This is a genomic window from Psychrobacter sp. AOP7-C1-14, assembly GCF_052376135.1.
Taxonomy (GTDB): domain Bacteria; phylum Pseudomonadota; class Gammaproteobacteria; order Pseudomonadales; family Moraxellaceae; genus Psychrobacter.
Map to the genome: position 1 here is coordinate 473,484 of NZ_JBQSVH010000001.1, position 24,927 is coordinate 498,410.

The 24,927-nt window shown below is 44.8% G+C and carries 31 protein-coding genes; 30 read left to right on the top strand and 1 reads right to left on the bottom strand.

Features of this window, described 5'->3' with window-relative positions:
* Positions 1 to 116: 116 nt before the first annotated feature.
* From ACT3QN_RS02025 to ACT3QN_RS02170, 30 genes are all read left to right on the top strand, one after another.
* The gene (locus ACT3QN_RS02025) at positions 117 to 509 is read left to right on the top strand and encodes a hypothetical protein (protein ID WP_198328415.1); all 393 of its coding nucleotides are present in this window, start codon (positions 117 to 119) and stop codon (positions 507 to 509) included.
* A gap of 143 nt (positions 510 to 652) precedes the next feature.
* On the top strand, positions 653 to 955 hold the full coding sequence (locus ACT3QN_RS02030) for an HNH endonuclease (RefSeq protein ID WP_444528780.1): 303 nt from the start codon (positions 653 to 655) through the stop codon (positions 953 to 955).
* Positions 956 to 1,106: 151 nt separating this feature from the next.
* Complete coding sequence (locus ACT3QN_RS02035; RefSeq protein WP_305936107.1) at positions 1,107 to 1,568, top strand: hypothetical protein; 462 nt, start codon at positions 1,107 to 1,109, stop codon at positions 1,566 to 1,568.
* A gap of 9 nt (positions 1,569 to 1,577) precedes the next feature.
* Positions 1,578 to 3,296 (top strand): terminase large subunit, encoded by a 1,719-nt coding sequence (locus ACT3QN_RS02040; RefSeq protein WP_444528781.1) that lies wholly within the window; start codon positions 1,578 to 1,580, stop codon positions 3,294 to 3,296.
* A gap of 10 nt (positions 3,297 to 3,306) precedes the next feature.
* Positions 3,307 to 3,561 (top strand): hypothetical protein, encoded by a 255-nt coding sequence (locus ACT3QN_RS02045; protein WP_444528782.1) that lies wholly within the window; start codon positions 3,307 to 3,309, stop codon positions 3,559 to 3,561.
* Positions 3,562 to 3,616: 55 nt separating this feature from the next.
* A complete protein-coding gene (locus tag ACT3QN_RS02050; protein WP_444528783.1) occupies positions 3,617 to 4,276 on the top strand; it encodes an HK97 family phage prohead protease in 660 nt (219 codons plus the stop codon).
* The gene (locus ACT3QN_RS02055; protein WP_444528784.1) at positions 4,273 to 5,625 is read left to right on the top strand and encodes a phage major capsid protein; all 1,353 of its coding nucleotides are present in this window, start codon (positions 4,273 to 4,275) and stop codon (positions 5,623 to 5,625) included. Before ACT3QN_RS02050 ends, ACT3QN_RS02055 begins: the two co-directional genes overlap by 4 nt.
* Positions 5,626 to 5,754: 129 nt before the next feature.
* Positions 5,755 to 5,994, top strand: coding sequence for a hypothetical protein (locus ACT3QN_RS02060; protein ID WP_444528785.1), 240 nt, complete (start codon positions 5,755 to 5,757; stop codon positions 5,992 to 5,994).
* Between the two features lie 5 nt (positions 5,995 to 5,999).
* A complete protein-coding gene (locus ACT3QN_RS02065; protein WP_444528786.1) occupies positions 6,000 to 7,295 on the top strand; it encodes a phage portal protein in 1,296 nt (431 codons plus the stop codon).
* Positions 7,276 to 7,566, top strand: coding sequence for a head-tail connector protein (locus ACT3QN_RS02070; RefSeq protein WP_444528787.1), 291 nt, complete (start codon positions 7,276 to 7,278; stop codon positions 7,564 to 7,566). Before ACT3QN_RS02065 ends, ACT3QN_RS02070 begins: the two co-directional genes overlap by 20 nt.
* Before the next feature lie 8 nt (positions 7,567 to 7,574).
* Positions 7,575 to 7,931, top strand: a complete 357-nt coding sequence (locus tag ACT3QN_RS02075; RefSeq protein ID WP_444528788.1) for a phage head closure protein — start codon at positions 7,575 to 7,577, stop codon at positions 7,929 to 7,931.
* A gap of 90 nt (positions 7,932 to 8,021) precedes the next feature.
* The gene (locus ACT3QN_RS02080) at positions 8,022 to 8,504 is read left to right on the top strand and encodes an Ltp family lipoprotein (protein WP_198328394.1); all 483 of its coding nucleotides are present in this window, start codon (positions 8,022 to 8,024) and stop codon (positions 8,502 to 8,504) included.
* Between the two features lie 214 nt (positions 8,505 to 8,718).
* Complete coding sequence (locus ACT3QN_RS02085; RefSeq protein WP_444528789.1) at positions 8,719 to 9,105, top strand: HK97-gp10 family putative phage morphogenesis protein; 387 nt, start codon at positions 8,719 to 8,721, stop codon at positions 9,103 to 9,105.
* 12 nt (positions 9,106 to 9,117) lie between these two features.
* Entirely contained in the window at positions 9,118 to 9,468 is a 351-nt protein-coding gene (locus ACT3QN_RS02090) for a hypothetical protein (protein ID WP_444528790.1), read from the top strand.
* A 78-nt stretch (positions 9,469 to 9,546) separates the two neighbouring features.
* Positions 9,547 to 9,975 (top strand): hypothetical protein, encoded by a 429-nt coding sequence (locus ACT3QN_RS02095; RefSeq protein ID WP_444528791.1) that lies wholly within the window; start codon positions 9,547 to 9,549, stop codon positions 9,973 to 9,975.
* 104 nt (positions 9,976 to 10,079) lie between these two features.
* A complete protein-coding gene (locus ACT3QN_RS02100; protein ID WP_198328386.1) occupies positions 10,080 to 10,433 on the top strand; it encodes a hypothetical protein in 354 nt (117 codons plus the stop codon).
* A gap of 44 nt (positions 10,434 to 10,477) precedes the next feature.
* Positions 10,478 to 10,795: a phage tail assembly protein T gene (locus ACT3QN_RS02105; protein ID WP_305936096.1), complete on the top strand. Its 318-nt coding sequence runs from the start codon at positions 10,478 to 10,480 to the stop codon at positions 10,793 to 10,795.
* A gap of 15 nt (positions 10,796 to 10,810) precedes the next feature.
* A complete protein-coding gene (locus tag ACT3QN_RS02110) occupies positions 10,811 to 13,969 on the top strand; it encodes a phage tail tape measure protein (RefSeq protein ID WP_444528792.1) in 3,159 nt (1,052 codons plus the stop codon).
* Between the two features lie 45 nt (positions 13,970 to 14,014).
* A complete protein-coding gene (locus tag ACT3QN_RS02115) occupies positions 14,015 to 14,410 on the top strand; it encodes a hypothetical protein (RefSeq protein ID WP_444528793.1) in 396 nt (131 codons plus the stop codon).
* A 58-nt stretch (positions 14,411 to 14,468) separates the two neighbouring features.
* Positions 14,469 to 14,810: a phage tail protein gene (locus tag ACT3QN_RS02120; RefSeq protein WP_444528794.1), complete on the top strand. Its 342-nt coding sequence runs from the start codon at positions 14,469 to 14,471 to the stop codon at positions 14,808 to 14,810.
* A gap of 8 nt (positions 14,811 to 14,818) precedes the next feature.
* Complete coding sequence (locus tag ACT3QN_RS02125) at positions 14,819 to 15,664, top strand: phage tail fiber protein (protein WP_444528795.1); 846 nt, start codon at positions 14,819 to 14,821, stop codon at positions 15,662 to 15,664.
* A gap of 2 nt (positions 15,665 to 15,666) precedes the next feature.
* Positions 15,667 to 16,464, top strand: coding sequence for a phage minor tail protein L (locus tag ACT3QN_RS02130; RefSeq protein ID WP_444528796.1), 798 nt, complete (start codon positions 15,667 to 15,669; stop codon positions 16,462 to 16,464).
* 3 nt (positions 16,465 to 16,467) lie between these two features.
* Positions 16,468 to 17,208: a C40 family peptidase gene (locus tag ACT3QN_RS02135; protein WP_444528797.1), complete on the top strand. Its 741-nt coding sequence runs from the start codon at positions 16,468 to 16,470 to the stop codon at positions 17,206 to 17,208.
* Between the two features lie 42 nt (positions 17,209 to 17,250).
* The gene (locus ACT3QN_RS02140) at positions 17,251 to 17,841 is read left to right on the top strand and encodes a tail assembly protein (protein ID WP_444528798.1); all 591 of its coding nucleotides are present in this window, start codon (positions 17,251 to 17,253) and stop codon (positions 17,839 to 17,841) included.
* Positions 17,841 to 21,632 (top strand): host specificity protein J, encoded by a 3,792-nt coding sequence (locus ACT3QN_RS02145; RefSeq protein WP_444528799.1) that lies wholly within the window; start codon positions 17,841 to 17,843, stop codon positions 21,630 to 21,632. The genes ACT3QN_RS02140 and ACT3QN_RS02145 overlap by 1 nt, the downstream gene beginning before the upstream one ends.
* 12 nt (positions 21,633 to 21,644) lie before the next feature.
* Complete coding sequence (locus ACT3QN_RS02150; RefSeq protein WP_444528800.1) at positions 21,645 to 21,926, top strand: hypothetical protein; 282 nt, start codon at positions 21,645 to 21,647, stop codon at positions 21,924 to 21,926.
* Entirely contained in the window at positions 21,926 to 22,639 is a 714-nt protein-coding gene (locus tag ACT3QN_RS02155) for a hypothetical protein (RefSeq protein WP_444528801.1), read from the top strand. Before ACT3QN_RS02150 ends, ACT3QN_RS02155 begins: the two co-directional genes overlap by 1 nt.
* Before the next feature lie 52 nt (positions 22,640 to 22,691).
* Positions 22,692 to 23,213, top strand: a complete 522-nt coding sequence (locus tag ACT3QN_RS02160) for a hypothetical protein (RefSeq protein ID WP_372810044.1) — start codon at positions 22,692 to 22,694, stop codon at positions 23,211 to 23,213.
* A complete protein-coding gene (locus ACT3QN_RS02165) occupies positions 23,213 to 23,554 on the top strand; it encodes a hypothetical protein (RefSeq protein WP_444528802.1) in 342 nt (113 codons plus the stop codon). Before ACT3QN_RS02160 ends, ACT3QN_RS02165 begins: the two co-directional genes overlap by 1 nt.
* Before the next feature lie 63 nt (positions 23,555 to 23,617).
* Entirely contained in the window at positions 23,618 to 24,163 is a 546-nt protein-coding gene (locus ACT3QN_RS02170) for an N-acetylmuramoyl-L-alanine amidase (RefSeq protein ID WP_444528803.1), read from the top strand.
* A 363-nt stretch (positions 24,164 to 24,526) separates the two neighbouring features.
* On the opposite strand, the gene ACT3QN_RS02175 is transcribed toward ACT3QN_RS02170, so the two are convergent.
* Positions 24,527 to 24,925, bottom strand: a complete 399-nt coding sequence (locus ACT3QN_RS02175; RefSeq protein WP_444522347.1) for a ribbon-helix-helix domain-containing protein — start codon at positions 24,923 to 24,925, stop codon at positions 24,527 to 24,529.
* Positions 24,926 to 24,927 lie beyond the last annotated feature (2 nt).

The following is a 24,927-nucleotide window of genomic DNA, read 5'->3' on the forward strand; positions in this document are numbered from 1 at the left end:
CTACAAGTATTATAAATAAAGGCCTGTAGAGGTGCAGGGTTTAAAGCCCAACCCTTAACCTTTGACACAACCCTGAACCTATATATATTGGCTATAAATAACGGGGGATATTTATCATGCGCCAAGAATACTTAAGAGCAGCTGCTGAAGCTTATGCAAACATTCATGAGATAGAGTCTGATTGCTATCATTATATCTATAGCGGGTTTGACCCAGTCCTTCAGAAGCGCATCGCTGCTAGATACGGTCTCAGATGGAACTATGAAGACAAGCCTCATAAGCATAGTGCAGTACTTAGTGCTACAGCCCTTGCGGAATTACAATACCCAGTGAACGAAGCCACTGGATTTGCTTGGTCAGGTAATGAGAGAGCTGCATTTGCAGGGATATCTAAAGCGACCTGGTCGCGCAACAATTACTCAGAACATATCGAATTTATAATAAAAGATATCCGCTCTACCGCTCGCAGAGTAAGGCGTAAGATAGATGAACAGCTCATCAATGAATAAAAGCCATATTGATTAATGGAACAGTTTGACCTAATATTTCTCATATTCGAAGTTCCTGCCTAATCATAAAGCAGACGTAAACAAACATCACCAGTTAAGCCCGTTGCCCCCGCAGCGGGTTTTCTTTTTGGAGGTAATAAAGCATGGCGCTCAAAACCCTACGCCCACGCCTCGCAACCATCAGTACCAAAGCAGTCAATGATACTCATCAACCTAAATCAAGATGGGGACACGGACGCGGCGGTCGACCTTGGCGACGCAAGCGCGATGAGATATTCAAGCGCGACAAATATACCTGCCAAGTTTGCGGTCGTGTTGGCGGTGAGCTTGAGCTAGATCATATTCTCAACGCCGCTCGTGGTGGTACTGACGATGACAGCAACCTCCAAACCATCTGCACTGCTTGTCATAAGCCGAAAACGCATGCAGAAAGCCAAGAAATTTAAGATATTTTCTTGGAAATAACCCGGGGGGAGGTGTTTTTATTTCTGGGCAAACCCAGCGGACACCACGCCACCTCCCACGCGCAAAAAAAATCCTAAATTGAAATTATTTTTCCATTTTTCCGATTACATTTAATTGAGAAAGGTTCTCATTATGTCACTAACTAAAAGAAAGGAAGCGTACTGCCAAAACGTCGCTGACGGCCTTGATGAATTAGAGGCGATGGCAGCCGCTGGCTATAAAGCTAAAAACGAAGCTAATGCAAAACGGCAACTCAAAAATCTTGATGATGATGAGTTGGTTCAAGATCGCATCACTGAATTACGCGCCATTAAACTTTTAAAGACTGGTGAAACTACTGAAGGTGAAACCGCTGAAGTCGTTGAGCTGGTTAATGCCCTACACTTCTTTCAGACTGTATATAAAAATCCTGCCAAGTCGATGAAAGACCGTATCAGCTGCGCCACTATTGCTATTCAATACGAAGAGCCGAAACCTGCCCCGATTGGTAAGAAAGAGCAAGGCAAGCTAGATGCTAAAACTGCTACTAACACCGGTAGGTTTGCGACGTTAGGCAATCAGCAGGATTTACTCACATCTAAGACAACGCAATAAGAGCTCATCATGATAACAACCTGGTCGACAGCCTTACCCGACTGGGAAAAGCGCATAGTCGCTGGTGAGTCATTGATGCCTTGTAAGCCGCTCAATCAGGACGTGGCTGATATTGCACTCAAGATATTCGATAGCCTAATACTAGTCGATATGATTGGCAGCCCTGCCGCTGGTGAAGTCACCCGCGAATGGGCTCGTGAGTTTATCGCTGCTATTTTTGGTGCTTATAATACTGAGAGTAAAGAGCGGCTGATTACTGAGTTCTTTTTGCTTATCAGTAAAAAGAATACCAAGTCAACGCTTGCCGCTGGCATTATGATGATCGCGCTAGTGCTCAATGAGCGCTTTAGTGCAAGCTTAGCTATCATTGCCCCAACGAAAGAAGTCGCTAATGCCAGTTACGGCCCTGCAAGCGACATGATTAGCGCTGACCCCGAACTGGCTGCCATGTTCAACGTATCGCCGCACACGCGTACTATTACGCATTTAGGTACCAATGCCACCCTAAAGGTATATGCAGCTGAATCTGACACATTAGGGGGCAGTAAATTCAGTTATGTGCTCATCGATGAGCTTTGGTTATTTGGCAAACGCGCCAACGCCGCATCAATGTTGCGTGAAGCCACCGGCGGATTGGCATCACGGCCAGAAGGGTTCGTGGTATATCTTAGTACAATGCCTGACGAGCAGCCTGCTGGTATCTTTAAGCAAAAACTAGACTATGCTCGCGCAGTACGCGATGGCAAAGTCGTTGACCCACAGTTCTTGGGCCTGCTCTATGAGTTCCCACAAAAATACATCGACGATGAGTTATATCTCAACCCAGACAATTGGTATATCACTAACCCCAATCTTGGGGCGTCTGTCAGTGTTAAGTTCTTAGAGCGTGAATTTAAAAAAGCAGAAGATGAGGGCAAAGAAGAGCTGCAAGACTTTACTGCTAAGCATCTCAACGTGCAAATCGGTATCTCGCTACGTGCCAATCGTTGGGCAGCCGCCGAGTTTTGGGCAGCCGCTAAAGCGCCTAAGCCGTTTACGCTTGATGAGCTGATTGAAGCTTCTGAGGTAATTACTGTCGGCATCGATGGCGGTGGCCTTGATGACTTACTAGGCTTTGCTGCCATCGGTCGTCTGCCCACTGTCTTACGCGAATACACTGATAATATCACTAATCAAAAGGTACAAGTTAAGCCGTGGTGGGTATGGACCCGCGCTTGGTGTCATACAATTGCTTTAGAGCGCCGCATGTCTATCGCCCCAATGCTAAAAGGTTTCGAGAAAGATGGCGATCTTATCATCGTAAAAAACATCGGTGATGAGTCAGAGCAAGTCGCTCAGTTATGCAAGCAAATACATGACAGCGGCAAACTTGACAGTATCGGGCTTGACCCGCTAGGCATTGGCACATTGATTGAAGAGCTGACAGCTGTAGAAATACCTGAAGATAAGCTTATCGGGGTCAGCCAAGGCTTTAAGATGGCAGGCTATATCAAGACCTCTGAGAACAAAATCGCGCGCAAACACCTCATTCATGCCGACCAAGATATGATGGCGTGGTGTGTGGGCAACTCTCGTACCGTGGTGCGCGGTAGTGGTACGATGATTAGCAAAGCTGAATCTGGCACCGCCAAGATTGACCCTGTCATTGGCATGCTGAATGGAGTCGCACTTATGAGCCTTAACCCAGAAGCACCCAATACTGATGGACCGGCACTGTTTTTCATTTAAGGATTTGATTATGTGTAGAGTCGTTTTACTAAGCACCACCGCTATTAATATCGGTCAATTATCACATTTAAATATCAATCGTAATTTAGATAAAGGCGAGATGGGTGTTTATGCTCATCTACTTACTGGGCACGCAATATTTCTGCAAAAAACCGATAGTTTTGAGGGCGCAATAATCAAACTTAAAGAGTTTACCCAGAAATGCAACGGTACTTATAGAGCACCGCTGCCACTACCAAAGCCGCAGCATAATCCAAATCTATAATACACCGCCAAATTAGGCGGTTTTATTTTGCCCAAATTTTATAACGAGACTCACTATGACCAAAGCCTACAGCACCTTAAAAGTCAAAGAGATTAGCGAGGATGGCGACACACGCACCATCACTGGCATCGCCTCCACTCCCAAACAGGACCGTGACAACGACATCATGGATATGGAAGGCGCACAGTTTGCCCTGCCCATGCCGTTATTGTGGCAGCACAAGCACAATGAGCCGATTGGCGAAGTCACCGCCGCTACGGTCACCAGTGATGGCATTGAGATCACCGCTACCATCGTCAAAATTGAGGACGACGGGCCGCTTAAAAATCGCATTGATGAGGCATGGCAGTCTATCAAGTCTGGGCTGGTCAAGGGCTTGTCTATTGGCTTTCGCCTGCTTGAGTACCAATACCTTGATGACAGCTACGGCCTACACATCAAAGAGTGGGAATGGTACGAGTTATCAGCCGTTACTATCCCTGCAAACCCTGATGGAAAGATAACCAGCGTAAAAAATATCAAGCAAGCTTTTTTGGACGCTCAAAACCCTATTGATACGCCGCCAAAATCTACGGCCGATACAACCACACCTAAAAGCGTTAAAACCGCGCCATTGGCTAATCATGAGCCAGTAGCGCAAAAACCCAAAACCATCACCTTAGTTGACCCAAATCGGGGCAGCATACCGTTAATTAAAATTGGAGAACCCCTATGACCTGGGAACAACGCCGCGCACAGATTCTTGCCACGATTAAGTCTAAAAAAGGACTTAAGACTGGCATCCTCAAAAAATCACTCGATGAAGATCGCAGTACTAATGAAGATGAAGAATCGCAGATAGAAGCGATTGATGATGACATCGCAAAGCTACAAAAGAATCTCGACCGCGTCGACGAAATCATCAAAGATGCCGCCGATGCGCAAAAAAACGCCACACCCGCAGGCGGTGAAAACGCCGCGCAAGCGAATGCAAGCGCGGAAGGTGCAAAAGACCCTACGCAAGCCGACAAAGGTGTGACAGTTAAGCCAAACCACGCCAAAAAAGGTATCGGCTTTGCTCAGCTAACAAAAGCAAAAGCTTTGGCCGTACTGCAACAAAAGCAGGGCAACTATGTTAGCCCAATCGATATCGCCAAATCGCAAGGTATGGACCCGCGTGTCATCCAAGCGCTAGAAAAAGCGGTCGTGCTCGACACTAGTAACTCAAGCGCGTTAATTGTTGAAAACCAGCTTGCTGGTGAGTTTATCGAGCTACTACGAGCTCAAACCATCGTTGATAAGCTGGCACCTATGATGCGAGCTGCGCCATTTAATGCCAAAATCCCAGGTCTTGCATCTGGCGGTGTGGCAGCTTGGGTCGGCGAAGGTGAAGCAAAGCCAGCTACGAACCCAACATTTACATCTGTCAAAATCGACCACCACAAACTCGCTGGTATCGTTGTTCGTACTGATGACTTACTTAAACTAGCATCACCCGGAACTGATCAGATGCTCCGCGATGACATGATCGAAGCATGTGCCACACTTATTGATAACACGTTTATTGATACGGCGGCCCAGACTGACAAGCGTCCAGCCGGTGTTCTAAACGGTGCCACCAAGATTGACCATACTGGCGTTGGCGTTGCCGAGTGTAATGCCGACCTTGCTGCCCTACGCGCCACATTTATTAGCAATAACTTGTCGCTAAACGGCGCGTATTATGTGATGAGTGAGACCCGCGCAAGTGATATGAGTGAACTGCGCGATGCGCTTGGCAATCCGTATTATCGCGGTATGGATGCGCCATTCGGTCAAAAGACTTTAAAAGGTCTACCAGTCATCGAATCTGAGACAGCCACTGATGTCATTGCACTTATCAAACCGTCTGAGCTTTATTTGGCTGATGATGGCGCGGTTGAGATTGCATTTAGTGACCAAGCGACCATTGATATGGGGGCATCGACCCTCGTTAACTTGTGGCAGCAAAACATGACCGCAATTCGTGCTGAGCGTCACATGACATGGGCAAAACGCCGTGTCACAGCCGCATCTTATATTAACTACACGAACGTTATCCCGTAAACAATAGCTAACCATATAAAATGATAGCTAACCAAAATCCCAGTCATAGCGCTGGTATTTTTTACGAGTAGGTATTGGTAGTGCCATTCCTTCGCTATCCGTATCTACTCTTAAAAAACGAGGTTAATTATGGATATTGAATACATCAAAGACGCCCCCAACGGCTCAGCAGGTATGGTCGATAACGTTACCGAATTTGAAGGTAATATTTTGATCGTGACTGGATTTGCAAAAGCGGTACCACCCGCCAAACCCAAGCGAAAATCTAAATCTAAAGACAAAACTGACGATGGTACCCTCACCAATGAAGGTACCAAAACCGACACCAAAACCGACACCAAAACCGACACCAAAACCGACGACGAGTAAACATTATGGGCAAGTTTATTGATTGGATGACTGGCAAAAAATCAGCAAACACCGCCCAGGCTGTCAATGGTGATGTTTGGCACACGATACATGAGCCATTCACCGGCGCATGGCAACGCAATGAAGAGATTGAAGTCAGTAAAAACGACCAAATGCGACATCATGCCGTGTTTGCTTGTATGTCGCTTATCACTCGCGACATCGGTAAGCTCAAAATAAAGACCAAAAAAAGGGTCGCAGGCGTCAGTCAAGAAACCAAAAGCCGCGCCAATAAGCTATTGGCCAAACCAAACCACTATCAAAACACGCAGCAGTTTTTTGAATGCTGGGCCTCACAAAAAACGGCACACGGCAATACCTATGTGTGGAAGGTGCGTGACATATATGGTGATATATGGCAGCTGCTTATCTTAAACTCTGAGCGCGTGAAGCCACTTGTTGACCCAAATGGCAATGTGTTTTATCAAGTGCGCCGCGATAGACTGTTTAACTTAGCTGATGACATTATTGTGCCCGCGTCTGAGATCATTCATGACCGCTTTAACTGCTTTTATCACCCATTAGTTGGCCTGTCTCCTATTACGGCTTGCGCCCTATCAGCGAGTCAAGGCGTCAGTATCCAGCGCAATGCTCATGCTTTCTTTGCTAATGCATCGCGTCCATCAGGTATTTTGGTCACACCAGGGGCAATAACCAAAGAAACATCAGAAGAGATGAGCAAAAAGTGGAACAAAAATTACTCTGGCACTGGCACAGGCCGCACCGCCGTGCTTAGTGATGGTGTGACGTACCAAGCGATATCGGTCGCCGCACAAGATGCGCAGCTGGTTGAGCAACTCAAGCTGTCAGGTGAGATTATATGTACCGCGTTTAGTGTGCCGGCGTTTAAAGTCGGCTTGGCACCACCGCCCGCTGGTAAAGTGAGCGACTATAACGATATCTACTATAGCGATTGCCTACAGCACTATCTTGAGAGTATCGAAAACCTACTCAATGAGCACTTGGATTTAGAAAACGGCGTTGAAACTGAGTTTTGTCTTGACGGACTGTTAAGAATGGATTCGTCCAGTCAAATGGAATATCTAACCAAAGCGGTCGGCGGCTCGATACTATCACCGAATGAAGCGCGTGCCAAAATCGGCTATACCGCTGTGTCTGGTGGTGAAAGCCCCATGATTCAGCAGCAGAACTTTAGCCTCGCTGCTATCGCTAAGCGTGACGCTAGTGACAATCCATTTACTAAAACGCCAGCAGCGAACGACGACACAAAAGGGGATGACGATGGTATGGGTAACACTTGAGGAAGTCAAACATCATCTGCGCTATGACGATGATGCTAATGACGCCACGCTGACGATGTATATCGCTGCAGCTGACTCTGCTATCAATCGCTATATCGATAAAGACACACCAGCAACGGGACATGACGATATCAAAGTGGCTGCTCTGATGCTGGTTGGGTACTTCGATGATAACCGCAACGTGGATAACACCGCCCCAACCAATGGCAACTATCTACCCCAGCCAGTTGTTGCCTTACTCTACCCGTATCGCACCCCTGTGGTTACTTAGGAGCTATCATGAGAGCACTCGTAGCGCAACAGCAAGCTAACACAAAAGCGAGTACATTGCGGCAGCGTATCACTGTACTCAAACAAACCAGTGGCCGCTCCTCTACTGGCGCTGTACTGGCATCAACATGGACGACATATCTAAAATTGTGGGCGTCTATGGAGCCTTTAAGCGTCAAAGACGTGCTGATCGCTCAAGCCGCCAATAGTCAAACCATCGCGCGCTGCATCATTCGCTACCGTGCCGACATCGATAGCACTATGCAAATAGAGCATAATGGTCGACGTTATGAGATAAATGGCGAACCTTTAGCCGATGCCAGAAGCGGTCGTGAGCATTTAACCTTAATGTTAAAAAGCATCTAATATTTCTACTTTGTTTCTGTGATTGCTAGATTAATGTTGTCACTCGTAATATACTTGTCTATTGATTTTACTGTTATGGGCATGTTTGATATGAAAAAGATAATTAAGTGGATAATTATTATTGTTGTTGCGCTGTTTATCATTGGGCTTATCTTTGGCTCAGATGACGCAGAAAAAACAGTGGCACAAACGACGACATCGGCTGATGTCGCTGAGCCCATGATTTCTGAAACTGAGGTGGTCGCAGAAGACAATGGTATGACTAATCAGCAGAAAAATGCCGTTAGATCGGCTAAAAACTATATTAGTTTTCAGGGTTTTTCGCGAGATGGTTTAATCAACCAGTTATCATCTGATGCTGGCGATGGTTACAATATTGACGACGCTACTATTGCGGTTGATAGCATGGATATTGACTACAATGAGCAAGCAGGTAGGTCCGCTGAGAACTACTTATCATTTACAGGGTTTTCATGTGAAGGCTTAGTGACTCAGTTGTCGTCTTCAGCGGGTGATAAATACACGAAAGAGCAAGCAGAATATGGCGCTAAACTAGCAGGCGCTTGTGATTAAAACCCATTAGTATTTTATTAACTAAAAACCCACCAATCGGTGGGTTTTTTATTATCAAACATTTACTAATTCGTTAATCACCAGCATTATCTAATCAACCTCAATCTGGACACGGTACGAGATATGATTAGTCAGCCAGCCACTAAATAACCGATTACCCAATCAAAAAAACCCCTGTCATCTGATGGCGCTTTTTGTTACCTAGGATTCCATTATGAGCGTTGATTTTAGAATAGAAGGCTTGGATGAGCTAGAAAGTCAGTTTGACAGACTCGCGGATACATCCAAAAAAAAGGTGATGATGAAAGCTCTTAATGCTGGCATCCAACCTATCAAAAAAGAAGCAAAGGCCCGCGCCCCAGAGAGAACAGGTCTGCTCAAAAAGAATATACGCTCCAAGCAAATGAGATATACCGAAAAGCCCGCGGTTGGCATCTACATATCTGGCAAGGCATTCTATTGGTACTTTATAGAAAATGGTACTAGCAAGATGGCCGCCGCGCCATTTCTGCGACCTGCCGTAGACAGCAAGCATGAAGAAGGCGTGAATAAGTTTAAAGAAAAGTGGAAAGCTGAGATCGATAAGGTACTGATTGGCTAACAAGGATAAACAATGAAAGCTAGCGAGGTGATATACAGCAACCTAAGTGCGCTGTTTGAAAATAAGGTCTATCCACTGGTCAGACCTGACTCTGAGAAAGGGCTGCCTTATCTGGTCTATACCGTGCTTAATACCAACGCGACCAATGTCATCATGGGCTATACCGGTCGCGAGATGGCTTACTTGCAGTTGGATGTCTATCACAGCAATTATGATGGCTGTGAAGACACGACGAATCAGATGATTGAGATACTTAAAAATAACGTGCAGCCTTTTCACTATGACAGTCGCCGATATATGTATGAGGACGACGCCAAGCTATTTAGACAAAGTATCGAATGCCATATCTGGCAAACCAATTAAACAAACATAGCAACCGCTATTATGCAATCTCAGGCATTAGCCTCAGATATAACGCCCACAAATGAGAGAGTGACAAATATGGCTATTTCAACCGACAAGCTGGTAAACACGCAGTACACCTGGAGTATTGCAACCGATGATGTGCCCACTTTTAACCAAGTACAGTTTTTGAACAGCATGGATATGCCTAATCTACCCAAAACAGTGGTGGATGTGACGCCTACTGATGCCACGTCTACTGTGAACGCAGTGGCCAACTTCCGCGAAACGTCAGAAATAGCGTTTACTTTGTACTACATGCCGACTGATCCTCAGCATATGGAGCTAAAAGCGGCTTTTAATAACAATACGACGCTGAAAAATAAGATTACCTTTGTAGATGCTGCGGGTGAAGACTTTATCTTTGACGGTATGATCAAAGAGTTTAACTTGGTCGCTGAGCAAAAAGACATGCTAAAAGTCGAAGGTGTATTGGTTATCAGCTCAGAAGTCACGCCAACAGTCTAGTCGTTGGTTATTACGCAATAAGTTTATAGGTGTAGTGATCTAACCGGCTCTACGCCTTTTTATTTTTCTTTTTTATTATCCCTAACTAATAAGCAGGTAACAAAATGACCAAACAAGTAGCCAAAAAAGTATTGAGCAAAGCGGATTTTATGCAGTTAAAAACCAGCGTCAAATCCATTGAGATTCCCGACCTTGGTGAAGTGTTTATCAAGGTAATGACTGCTGCTGAGCGTGAAGGCTTAGAGCGTCATATGCAAAAAGAATCAAAAAATAACGGCGTACGCGCAGTGATATTTATCTACTCGGTCTGTGATGAAAACGGCGTTTTAGAGTTTAACGATGACGACTTGGAAATGGTCAAAGGCTTTCCATCTGCCATTGTGTCAAAAGTCTTCGACGCATCAAGCGACATCAACGCCCTGCAACCAGAGGCAAAAGAAGAAGCTGCAAAAAACTAATAGCCCACCCGCTACGTATATTTAAGTTTCGGCTTGCCGCTCATTTGAGCAAGTCGGTGGCTTGGATTGATGACAACATCACATCAAAAGAGCTAACCGAGTGGCAAGCATTTTATGAGTACGTAGAGCCGTTCGGTGGGAAGTTTTTTGATATACAGTTTGCCACTTTGCGCAAGCAGAATTATGGCGGTGAGGAAAAGCCAGAGCTAAAAGAATTCATGTTATTTGACTATAGCATGCAAACGCCTGAGCAAAAAGAACAGCAACGAATACAAGTCGCCAAACAGCAAGCACAAGCTCAAGCAGCCGCGCTAAAAGACTTCCTAAAATCAAAAGTCAATCCGCAAAACAATCACAATTAATCATAGGGTGACGATATGGCGTCGGTATTGAGTAGAATCCAAATCATTATGGAGGCAAACACTGCCAGATATAACAATGAGCTCAGGCGAGCACGGGAAAACTCTAGCACCAGTTTTGGGCAAATGGGTAAGAGCGCTACCAAAGCGGCAGCGGTTGTTGGCACAGCGCTTGCCGGTATGGGCGCATTATCATTAAAGACAGCGATGTCGTTTGAGACCTCGATGGCTGAGATTGATAAGACTGTAGACTTTGCCTCAAGCAATGGCTTGGCAAATATGCGTAAAGAGCTACAGGCGCTGACAACACAGATACCGCAAACCTTTGAAGAATTGGCAGCTGTCACAGCTACCGGCGGTCAGCTGGGTATTGCAGAAAAAGACTTGGTTCACTTTACTGAAGTCATGGCAAAGATGGGTGTTGCTTTTGATATACCAGCGCAGCAAGCCGCTGACAGTATGGCAAAAATCGCTAACGTGTTTCAGATACCGATTGAAAATATCGACCGTCTGGGCGATGCGATTAATACGCTATCAAACAACACCCCTGCTACTGCCGCCCAGCTCATTGATTCACTGCAACGTGTCGGTGGTGTCGCTAAAGTCTTTGGCTTGTCAGAGGACGCAACGTTAGGCTTGACCGGCGCATTGATTGCCATGGGTAAGCCTGCCGAGGTTGCCTCTACGGCGGTCAATTCATTATTAACTTCATTTTCTACACTGGACAATGCCACCAAGTCTCAATTAATCGGCTTTGAGCAGTTGGGGTTAAATATTGATGATTTTAGTAAGCTGGTCGCAACTGATGGTAAGCAGGCCATTATTACTTATCTTGAGGCTATCAATAAGCTAGAGCAGTCAAAACGTATCGGCACGAACGCCTTGATCATCGGTAAAGAATTTGGCGATGATATAACGATGCTCGCAGGGAGTGTCGGCGTACTAGAAAACAACTGGGAAATGCTTGGTGAGACCGTCAATACAACCAAGGATTACTTTGGTTCAATGGATGTTGAATTTGAGAAAATCAGCGCAACGTCTGCCAATAAAATGGTCCTAATCAAAAACAATATAGATGGAGTGGTGGCGAGTCTTGGCGATGCCTTTATACCTGCATTAAATGAACTGCTGCTAAAGATGACCCCTATGGTCGCAATTGTCGGCACATGGGTGTCTGCTAATCCCGAACTGATTCAGCAAATCACACTTATTGGCGGATCATTAGTTGGCACAGTACTTGGTCTAAAGCTAGCAGTTGATGGATTTACGGCAGCAAAGACTACTGTTGATGGTTTAAAGCTAGCCTACGCCGCATTAGGCACTACGATGGGGCTAACAGTTCTAGGCCTTGGTATATTGCTTGCGACTGGAGCCTTGGTTTATCAAAACTGGGATGAAATAAAACGTGTCGTTAGTGAGAATCAACCTGCTTTTATTGCGCTAGGCGTAGCAGTAAGTGCGCTTACAGTGGCTTTGATTGCAGCAAATGCGCCATTGATACTATTGAAAGTACAGGCAGCCGCAGCAGCGGTGCAAGCAGGTGTGATGACTGTGGCAACCGCAAGTTGGTCAGTGGCGGCAGGTGTAGGCGCCGCAGCGACTTGGACTTTCAATGCTGCACTAGCTGTCTTAACCAGTCCAATCCTTGCGGTGGTTGCGGCTATTGCATTGATTGCGGCCGGTGGTTATCTAGTCGTTAAAAACTGGGCTGCTATCAGTGCCGGGCTTAACACTGAGTTTAATAAGATAAAAAGCTATGTCTTGAACACGGTTGCGACCATGCAAGCGGCTTGGGATAGAGGTGTGGCTAACACTCGCGGCGCAATTATTAATATCAAAAACACCATCATGACTACGCTCAGAGAATTGCCCGGTCGTATGCTGCAAGTCGGTAGAGATATCGTCAACGGTTTGATTAACGGTATTAAGCAAGGCGCAAGCGGTGTTGCTACTGCAATCGGCAGTATGGCATCAAGCGCAGTTGCTAAAGCTAAGAGCGTGCTGGATATTCGTTCGCCATCACGGGTCATGAAGAAAGTTGGTGAGCAGACTGCTGAAGGTATGGCGGTTGGTATCAAGAAAGGCAAAAAGGCAGTCGTTACTGAAGCGCAGCGCATGGCCCAGCAAGCTATACAAGCCGTCGAAGATGGTATCAATAGCTTTAGAAAACGTGTTGCTTTGTTTGGAGATAATAGCGAGCTATCGTCATTACTATACGATATCAATAATGGCAAGTATAAAGGCGCTAGCGATGCTCGTATTAATGAGTATGTCAAACAAGCTACAGCGCTACAACATCTAGAATCACAACTGAAAGCAACCAACGCTGTGCAAAAACGATTTGATGAATGGCAGGGGCAGCGCGATAAATTGCGTAGTGGTGCCACTAACTTGATCCGTGGGCGATTTGATCAGTTTGGCAAAGATAAAATATCCGCGGGCGAAAACTTACAAAGCATGCTGTCAGGCTTAGAGTCTTCGACGCCGATGGGTAAAATACAAGCCGAGTACGACGCGCGAAACAAAATTATTGAGCAGTACGAGCAGACCCATACCGATATGGTCGAAACTGCTAATAATGCGCGTATCGCTAGTGACCAAGCCTATATGGATGCTAAACGTGACTTAATGCTAACGCAAAATGAGGCGCTGTTTGGTGACTTAGCAGGGTTTGCTAAATCATTTGTTGGTGAGCAATCAGGTATCTACCGTGCGTTGTTTGCAGTGGAGAAAGGCTTTGCTATTGCGCAGTCTGCAATGGCTATTCAGCAGTCTGTCGCCAAGGCAATGGCTGTCGGCTTCCCGCAAAATATACCGATTATTGGGCAAGCAGTTATGCAGGGCGCTGAGATTGTTAGTAATATTAAGTCAATCTCTATGCCAGTTGGTCAAGCGCATGACGGCATCGCGAGCGTACCACGCGAAGGCACATGGGTGCTTGATAAAAATGAGCGCGTAGTAAAGGCTGATGACAATAAGAAGTTAAGTCAGTTCTTGGATAGTGGTGCGAGCAAGGGCGGTGATGTCAACGTCAATGTGACCGTTAACGGTAATGGTACGTCAAGCGTAGAGGCTGATCAGAAGACGGGCAAACAGTTGGGGCAAGCCATTGCAGCTGCTGTCAAACAGCAGTTAATGAAAGAGCGCCGCCAAGGTGGCATATTATATGGACGCTAACAACAAAAGTCGATATGATAATAGTTTGATTGCTTAGAGGGTATTATGAATAAGTTTCTATTTGCTGTTATCGCAATGGGCATGTTAAGCGCTTGCTCTACAAAACCAACAACGGCACCAAGTTCAGTAGCACCTATGCTGTATAACACTGCTACTACCGATACCGCTACTGTCATCGTCACTCGCGACAGCGGCATCGTGGGCGCGGCTTGCGCTGCTAAACTATCTATCGACAATAAAGTTGTAGCAAAACTTAAACCTTCTGACTCGGTGAAGCTAAATGTACCAAGCGGTCGTCATATTTTGTCATTTGATACGCGTGGCGGGTTATGCCCTTCAGTAAGTGACGCTGTAGAAGTCACCCTAAACAAAGGTGACGATAAAAGATATCGCATACGTGCGGACACTAACGGCAACTTTCAGCTACTACCAACACTCTAAACTATTTCAAACTAACCATAAGCCCACTACTCAGTGGGCTTTTTAGTGGGTGATTATAATGGCAATAAAGACATTCCCTTGGCAGGTGGATATGGGCGCAACGCCCACCACACAACATAGGGTCAATAAAACCCAGTTTGGTGATGGTTACGCACAGCTCTCATCGTTTGGAATTAATAACAAAACTAGAAACTGGTCAGCCACCAAAACTGGTCAGATTGATAATGTTATTAAGCCCATTATGAATTTTATCGATGAGCATGCTGGTGTGATCCCTTTTCTATGGACAGACCCCTTTGGCGAGACCAAGCAATACACCTGTAGCAGCTATTCAACGCCACAGCGTAAAGGCGACTACTGGCAAATATCACTTAATTTTGAACAATTTATGAGCGTTTAGGAGATAGTATGACTATTCAAGTTCCAAACCCTGGCACAGGTAACGGTGCTACTGGCGATAACGAGTTTGTGCTATGGAGTAAGGTTAAAGATAATTTTAATAATCAGACTAATGCAGCGAGTCGAGAGGTGGGCAGTGCAGATGCCAATCTACCAAACAATACGTTACTTTGGAGAAACACGTTCGGTTTATGGCGCGGAGAGTATGAAATATCAGGAACTTTTGACTTAAATTTAGCGGCAATAGATAAATATTATTTAGTTAGTAAGACAAATACGTCATATCCAGCCAAAGAATCGAGCAGTATTGCACTACTAACATCGATGCCTGCAACGCGGAGCACACCGACTGATTATTATTTCCAGTTCTTATGGGGTCGAAATAATGGCACTTTAAGTACCAGAGTAAACAGCGCGGGTACATTTACATCTTGGAATACTTTCTACAGTACAGCAAATACAACTTTAGACAGCAACGGAGCTATTAAGCCATCATCACCAGTATTGCGAGTGTTTAGCGACCGTATCGAGGGTAATGATGATGGCGATAGCATGTCTGCGACTTATATCAAAAACGGTATAGGCGACTATACAATCACAGGTACAACAGGCTTACGCTCAGATGGCTGGTACATCGTTATACCAAATGACATGAACGGCAATCCTAAAGTAGCAGTCACGCTTGACGACACAGATGACGTTATCACGCTAAAAACGTATGCTCGTATTTTTGATATGAGTACGTTCAAGTTTGTGCCTGACTTAAACCAACCGCTAGACATCCCTGACGGTCGTTGGATTGATTTGCGTTTTAACGATGTAGAAATCGACGACTCAGATCATGTGGAGGTATAGGTATGCTCGAGTCAGACCTACAAAAGCTTTCAGTCACAGGGCTTGTAACGCTTTATGAGCTTGATGCTACAAAACTTGGTGCTGGCATCATGCGTTGGCATGGTCATGTGAGCTTTGAAGATTGGCAATATCTCTTTAAGTTTGCTAGTAAGACTGAATTTGCCAGCAGCACGTACAAAGTCACAAACACGGGCACAGAGGATATAATTCGTCGCGATATTATTTGGCAAGGCAGTATATACAGTCCTATGCCGATACAATCTGATGGTTTGGAAATGCGCGGCGATGGTCGTGCATCAACACCAAGCTTTGTACTGGCTAACAATATCGACGGTATTCAAGGCGCGATTAGTGCTATGTGTCTGAAATTTGATGATTTTGCAGGGGCAAAGCTGACCGTCATCAATACGCTAGCCAAGTATTTAGATGCTGAAAACTTCACAGAGGGCAACCCACAAGCGGCTAACGAGTACCGCAAGCAGCTTTGGTATGTCGAGCAGAAAACAAGTGAAAACGCTAGTGCGGTGACTTTCGAGCTATCAAATCCAGTGGATTTTGAGGGCGCTCGCATACCAAGCCGTGAGATCACATCGTATTGCCATTGGGCGGTACATGGGCGTTATCGCGGTGAGGAATGTGGCTATACAGGTACAGCTATGTTTACCGAAGATGGCACGCCTACTGATGATCCATCAAAAGATAAATGCGGCGGCAGACTAAGCGATTGCCGTCTACGCTTCGGCGATAACAATCCTTTGCCATTTGGCGGATTCCCTAGCTCATCACTCATATCAGGATAACCCATGCTAACCAAGTCTATAAAAGCTGCGATTATCGCTCATGCTAATGCTGAATATCCGCGTGAGTCATGCGGTGTCATTATTGGCACAGAGTATATCCCCTGCACCAACATAGCTGCTGATAATGCTCAGTTTGAGATATGCCCGATGGACCTGATTGGCGCATCCAAAGAAGGTAAAATTAAAGCTTATGTTCATAGTCATCCTGATGGCAGCACAAACCCAAGTATGCCAGACCGCGTACAGATGAATTTACATAGTAAGCCTTGGATTATCACCAATGGCATCGACGTTGAGCTGCATAAGCCTGACGGCTATCAAGCCCCGTTATTAGGCCGTGAGTATCACCACGGCCTAATGGACTGCTACACGCTTGTTAAAGACTATTATCAGCGTGAACTGGGCATAACGCTTGGCGATTACCAACGTGATGACGTTTGGTGGGAGTCCGTAGACAGTAAGCCGCTATATCTTGATAACTTTAAATCTGAGGGTTTTTTTGAGGTCGATACCATCCAAAAACACGACTTGATACTTTGTCGCCTAGGTCGCACTGTCCATGTGAACCACGCGATAGTCTTTATCGGTGACGGCTCACTCAAATCTGAGCGTACAGATGATGTTATCGGTGATAGCTTAGTGTTACATCACCCCTATAACCGTGAGTCTCTACGCGAAATATACGGTGAGCAATGGCAACGCCGCGCAGCAATTATCATCAGGCATAAATCACTAATTAAATAACACAAGTCGCTTAAATTAGCGGCTTTTTTATAGGCGCAATTTATGAAAACCATCCACCTGCACGGCGTACTTGCTGACAAATTTGGTGAGTTTTTTAAGCTCGATGTTATGTCAGCAGCCGAGGCAACACATGCTATTGCTTGCCAATTACCCGAATTTAAAATATTTATGCTAAAAGCTGAGCAAGACGGTATGCGCTTTGCCGTGTTTTTAGATGAGCAAACTAAGCAGGGCAATATTGGCGAAAAAGAACTAGGTAATGCCACATCAGCAAGTGTTATTCATATTGTGCCCAAAATAATGGGCGCAGGAGGTGATGCGTTTGGTTGGTTGCAAGTTGTTGTTGGTGCTGCGATGGTCGTTGTTGGATTGGGCTTAACACCATTTACAGGTGGTACGTCATTAGCAATGGTTGGCGCTGGTGTCGGTTTGATGCTTGGCGGTGCAGCATCACTGCTTATGCCAACGCCAGAGCTTGGCAATCAAGACGAGGATGGTAACCGAGCAAACTATGGCTTTGGTAGCGCAGTCACAACCGTGGCGCAAGGCAATCCAGTGCCAATACTTTACGGTGAGCGCTATATAGGCGGGTTTATTTGCTCAGCAGGTATCTACACAGAGGATAACCAATAATGACAGCTATCGCAATCAAAGGCGCAAAAGCAGGTTCGGGCGAGTCACGCAAGCCGTCAATCGCAAAGGACTCAGTAGCGAGCACCAGTACAGCAAAGTTACTGTACGGTTTAGCAGAGGGCGAGGTTTCAGGTTTGGTTGATGGTGGCAAGTCAATCCGCTTAGACGGTACGCCATTATTAGATGATGCAGGTAACAGTAATTTTGACGGTGTAACGTGGGATTTTAGAGCCGGCACAAACGATCAGGAATACATCAAAGGCTTTCCTGATGTTAGCAATGAGACACCTATTAATGTCGAATTACGTAGCTCTCAACCTTGGATTAAAGCATTTACTGATACGCAACTAAGTGCGGTTCGTATTCGCTTAAAGTGGAACAGTTTATCAAAAACAAATCCTGACAATGGCGATGTAACAGGCTATAAAATCCAGTATGCGATTGACCTACAAACGAATGGCGGTGCTTATGTTGAGGTTCTTAACACTAAGATTGAAGATAAGACCAGCGCAGGTTATGAGCGCACACATCGTATTGACTTGCCAAAATCTACGACAGGTTGGCAGATAAGAGTTAGACGCTTAACCGCCAATAGCGACAGCGAGTACATTCAAGATGATATGTACATTGACGCTGTGGCTGAAGTTATCGATGTTAAGCTACGCTACCCAAACACCGCCCTATTAGGCTTGCAGTACAATGCTGAGACATTTAGTAGTATTGCAAAGCTAGAAGTGCATTTGCGCGGCTCAATTATCCGTGTGCCAAGTAACTATGATGCGGTTGCTCGTACTTATACTGGCATTTGGGATGGTACATTTAAAGACGCTTATAGCAATAATCCTGCATGGGTGTACTTTGATTTATGTACACAATGGCGTTACGGGTTAGGTGAGCGCTTAGACATAACAATGATTGATAAGTGGTCACTATATGCACTTGGTCAGTATTGCGACCAGATGGTATCGAACGGTCAAGGCGGTTTAGAGCCACGCTTTACGTGCAATGTCTATCTACAGAAACAAGCCGATGCCTATCAAGTGTTGTCCAACATTGCTGGTATATTCCGTGCCATGTCCTACTGGAACGGTGAGCGCATCGTACTTGATGCAGACGTACCACAGGACCCAGTTTATACATTCTCCCGCGCTAATGTAATCGATGGTAATTTTGAATATACCGGCACAAGAGCACGTGATCGGCACACACTAGCGAAAGTCGCTTGGGATAATCCGCTAAATGGGTTTGAGACCGAGTACGAGTACATTCGCGACGAAAAAGCAATGGCCAAATTCGGCGTTAAAGTGCTCGATTTGGCTGCATTTGGCTGCACCAGTCAGGCACAAGCTCAACGTGCAGGACTTTGGGCACTTAAAACTGAGCAGTTAGAGACACGCCAAGTATCGTTTGGTGTCGGATTAGATGGCTTTATACCGCAAGTCGGTAATATCATCAATGTGTCAGATGAATTGTTTGCAGGACGTGCCAACGGCGGCCGTGTGTCAGCTGTCAGTGAGGCTCAGTACGTTGTAACCGTTGATCGTGATATTGTGGCCAATGCTGGTGACATACTTATTGTTAATGGCGGCGGCGGCCAGTCAGAACGACGCACGATTAAATCAGTTGCTGGTCGTAAGATAACGCTTAATGTAGCATTTACAGCAGCAGAAGCCGAGAACGTATGGGCAATTGAAACGACCGATTTAAAGCTGATGCGCTTTCGTGTCATGAATAGTAAGCAGAATGATGATGCAACTTTTAGTATCACTGCAATCCAACATGAGCCACAAAAGTATGATGCGATTGATTATGGTACAGACGTTCAGCCAACCAATATCACTATCGTCAATCCTGATGTAGTTGATGCGCCAACCAGTGTAACAATCACCAGTCGTCACCGTGTCGTACAAGGCCAAACAGTCACAACGCTGGTCATTGGCTGGTCGCAAGTCAAAGATGCGGTCGCTTATGATGTGGAATGGCGCAAGGACGATGGGTCATGGATTAAAGTGCCCCGCACAGGCAACGTGTCAGTTGAGATTGAAGGCGTTTATAGCGGTAATTACATGGCGCGTGTGCGGTCAGTATCAGCGTTTGACGTACAATCACAGCCTACAACGTCAACGCTAACAGCCATACAGGGCAAAGTTGGTCTGCCACCAACCATTGTCGGATTAGTAGCGACAGGCGTGTTGTTTGGCATGGAAATCAAATGGGGCTTTGGTGCAGGTTCAGGCGATGCCGCTTATACTGAAATTGAGACAGGCAGCGCACCGAATACTAACGTTAAACTACTAGGGCAATACAGCTACCCAACCAACACGCATACAGTGACAGGTTTGCAAGGTAACTTGTCTCAGTCTTATCGTGCAAGGCTTGTTGACAAGCTAGGCTTTAAGTCTGCATGGTCAAGCTGGGTAACAGGCACAACTGATGCAAGTGCTGATAAGGTCATGGATTTAATACAAGGTCAGATTGATGAGTCATCACTCAGTGCAACTCTTACGAGCAAAATCAGTAAAATCAGCAAGAATGAGGATGCAATCGGTACAGAAACGCAAGAGCGTATTGATGCGATTGTTGATACAAATGAGCGTATTGATGGCGTTATAGAAAGTGCTGATGTTGAATACTACTTGTCTAGCAGTGCAACAACACCTACGGGCGGTACATGGCAGACCACGGCACCAGCATGGCAACAGTCAAAGTATATGTTCAGTCGTACCAAGTTGAAAGGCGCAGATGGTAGTGTTACTTACAAGCCCAGTGTTAATGGTACGAACATTACAGGAGCAAAAGGTGATAGCGGTACTAGTGGTGCAAAAGGCGAAATAGGTCAAGGTATTGACAGTATTGTTGAGCAATACGGTGTTAGTCAGTCAGAGTTAACTGTGCCGACAACTTGGACAGCCAGTGCGCCAATAGTCAATAAGGGCGACTACGTGTGGACACGTAGCAAGATAACGTATAAAAACCCCACCAAGGTTGAATACAGCAGTCCCATCGTCAGCCCTGCATGGTTTGCTATATCAGAATTTAATACTGATTTTATCGACTTTCAAGAAGATACTGGCGATGAGCTTCAAGCTCAAGGTGAAAAGCTAGAGGGTATTATTTCTGACTATAAGCCGCGCTATGCTGACGCATCGAAGTACGCAAACGCCAGTCGCTCAACGAATTGGACGTACTGGAAAACCGTTTCTCGTGATAATTATGCCGCTAATGAGCGCATTACTAATTTGCAATCAGAGGTTGCAAGTAGCAATGCTCAGTTAGTCCAGCGTCTTAAAACAGAAGCAACAGCGACCAGTGCTTTAGCTCGTGAAGTCACTACACTTGAAGCCACAGTTGGCGATAATACGGTATCGCTGCAAGAAACCAAAGAGGTTGTGACAGGTATTGGTGGTAAGTATTCGCTAGTCATTGACTCAGGAAATAAAGTTGCAGGTTATGGCTTAATCAATGAAGAAGGGCAACCTACAGCGTTTGACATACGAGCCGATAGATTTAGCATATCAGCACCAGTCGGCAAGCCTAATGATGTAAACGGCAACAGCCCATTTATGATATTGACTACACCACAAGTTATCGATGGCGTAACTGTACCTGCTGGCACTTATATGCGTAACACCTACATCGCGAAGGCAAGTATAGAAGATTTATCTGTAGTTGCAGCAAAAATAGGTCATTTTAAGTCGGCAACATCAGGGGCTAGACTTGAGATAAAAGATAGCCTGTTGAGTGTTTATGACAACCAAGGCGTACTTAGGGTTCGTTTAGGACTATGGTAAAAAGGATTATTTATGCCAGCAGGATTACAAGTTTTTGACAGTAATGGTGACGCAGTAATTGACACCAGCACTCAAACAACATCAATACTCGGTAATATCATGATAAACGACGCTGGAACGTACTCGGTTACTGATAGTCGGTTCGTCCTTGGCAAACCATTTTATATGGCTAATGAATTTTATAGCGGCATCGATATAGTGGCAACTATTTCTGGCAATACGTATACCTTTATAGTTAAACGGCTGCAATACGGTACTTACGAGCCGTTTAAAATAATCTATGGAGTTTACTAATGCCAAGCGGATTGGAATTTTTCAATGATGACAATAGTGTAATTTTGAGCACAGAAGTCACTCCTGTTTGTTTGCACGAGCAAATAGATCACACACTGACAACCAGTCTAAGTAGCTCAATACCTCTACATGAAGATGATGGGTATCTGTCTGTTTTCCATATAGACAACCCGCCCGAAAATTTTTATGACTATGGGTTCTTTTCGCCTGCTGGTACGGACGGTAGATATTATATCTTGCCTGATAATCTTGGTTCGGGAGAGACTATAGCAATTAATGAGTATAAGTTTAAACTCGGACTAAGCAAATCGGCAAACCAAGGCTTGCAACTATTTAATGCCAATGGTGATGAAACATACAACAGCAACAACTTGCCGATCAATATCTTAGAACGCTACTCTATTAAAGTATCAGACTGTTGGTTAAAAAATAGCAGTGGTCAGTTTACGGGGCAATATACAAACAAGTTCGTAAGCGGTGCTTGGTCAGGTAAAAAAATCGGCATACTGTTCACCAATATGCCAACGGGCATTATTAAATTTAGTAATAGCGCAAATGTCTATGCTTATGACATTAGAGCTTCAATGAAAGATGGGACACTTGTATTAATGTACTGGGTTGATGTATGGCTGCAATCTTTTTCTAGCGTTAGCATACCCATCGATGAGAGCGTTAGGTTAGATTTCTTTATTGTTGATCTAACAAATTATTAATATCCGACCGCCAATTAGGCGGTTTTTTTACGACTAAATTTTGAGGGTTATTATGGACATCAAACAAACACTGTTAAGGATGTTTTTATTCAATAAATGGCTATGTAAATCGGAATCAGCAAGAAAGACAAGCAAATCACTTATTAAATTAAAGCGATATTTAGCAATCAGTATTACATTTGCTGAAGTGATTAACGCTCTATTCATACTAACTTTCAGCCTTGTTTTTATCTGCAATAAGGCTTTCGGTACTGGCGGATTAGCAATGCCCAGCTATAGGGTTTTTGACTCAGTATCTATTTGGTGGTTTGTAGGATTTTTCGTTTTAGGTGTCCTACAGGTAATAGCAATGCTAGTGCCATCACTAAGAGCAGTCAAAGCGAGTGGACTTTGTCAGATAGCCTCATCATTGGCGTGGGGTGTGATCACAGGCGCTTACTACGCTGCCCAACACGGCATGATAACACCAGCAACAGTCGTCTTTGGCATATGGGCAGCAGCCATGTTTTTCACAGGTAATAAGATCATCAAGCGAGCGATTTTAAAAGAGCGAGTCACTACTAAGGAGGCGTAATGAGCTTGGTATCAGAGGTCGTAACCTCATTCACTCCACAGGTAATATTCGGTATGTTTGGCGGATTTGTTGGCGGTATTTACGGTATCAACAAAAAGGGCTATGACGTAAAAATATCGATAATTCTAATTTTCACAGCGATTGTAGCAGGTAGCGCGATCGCTGAGGTGCTGCAAAAGAAATTCGGTCTGACTTACTTGTTGCCGCTTTGTCTAATCTCAATCCCAGCAGGTGCATTCTCTGGCTATCTGATGGTTGCACTAGACATTGTGAGTCCAAAGTTTGCAGCGCAAGTCGCTGACAAAATCGGTGAGAAGGTAGTTGAAAATATAGATAAATAACAACCACATTAATCACGGCCCCAATTTTGGGGCTTTTTTAATGCCTAAAATAAGGTAAATATTATGACTAAAGTAGTAATTACAGCAGGGCACAGCAATACTGACCCAGGCGCAGTAAACGGTAATATCACTGAAGCTGAGATTACGACTGATATGCGCAATATTGTTGCGTACTGTCTCAAAGATTTAGGTATTGATGTTGTCACAGATGGCCGTGGCAGTGACAACCAAACCCTACGCCAAGCGATCAAATTAATTAAACAAGGCGACATTGCTATTGAGTTCCATTGCAACGCATTTCACTTACCAACTGCCACTGGTGTCGAAGCTCTGGCACAGACAAAAGACAGAGTTATCTGTCAAAAATTATGCACCGCTGTCAGTGATGTGATGGGTATCCCCGTTCGTGGCTCTGCTGGGGGCTTTAAACCAGAAAATAGTGGCCAGCACTCACGGTTAGGCTACGTACGGGAGGGCGGTATCATCCTGGAACTGTTTTTTATCTCTAATCCGTCTGAGCTTGCAACGTACCAAGCTAAAAAATGGCCACTCGCTCGTGAGATTGCAGATGTCATTGCTGAGCATGTTGGCATTAAATGTAAGCCGTAAATTATGTCGCAGTTTTTGACGCAATTTGTATGAAGTCAGTTTAAATCAATCAGAACCGTTTTTTATAAATGTATGATTTAATTACATTTATTTTTAACTGCTTTATATTAAACTATATCAAAAAGAGTTCGAGTCTCTCCAGCCCCACCATTTTCGGATAGTACATCTTAGACCGAATATTGAAACCTGCTTCTTAGCAGGTTTTTTTGTGTCTGAAATTTGACGTTAAAGCTGTAAAACACCATATCAGAAGCTTTAAGCTACTTTCACAACCTTTCTAAACCCTGCAAAATTTCATCTGCATTCTAGAAGCGCCTCTCTACCCGCTTTACTAATGCTTTTATGCACTTGTTATAATCATCATTAATTAATAGAAATATTTTGCTTACTGTCACTGAATAGTGCATTACGTTGACTTTTGCGGAGGGTTTCACGTTTAATGATATTTTTTGCATCGACCTCTTCTAAAGGTGATGTTGTTTCGCGAAAAAGATCGCCATCGGCTATTAAAGACAAATAACGAGAACAACAAACCCTTAAAAAAGAGGTGAAATTACCAATATCATGATCAGCATCGAGAGACTCAAGGTATAGCTTAGTGATCAGCTGGTTAACCGTCATTTGATCACGAAATGCCAACTCTTCTAATATATCCCAAAAAAACACTTCCAAACGAATTGAGGTAACTACTCCCTGAATTCGAAGTGATTTGGTTTTAGAGCTCCACAAGCTATCATCAGCACTAATAAACAGTTGGCACATAT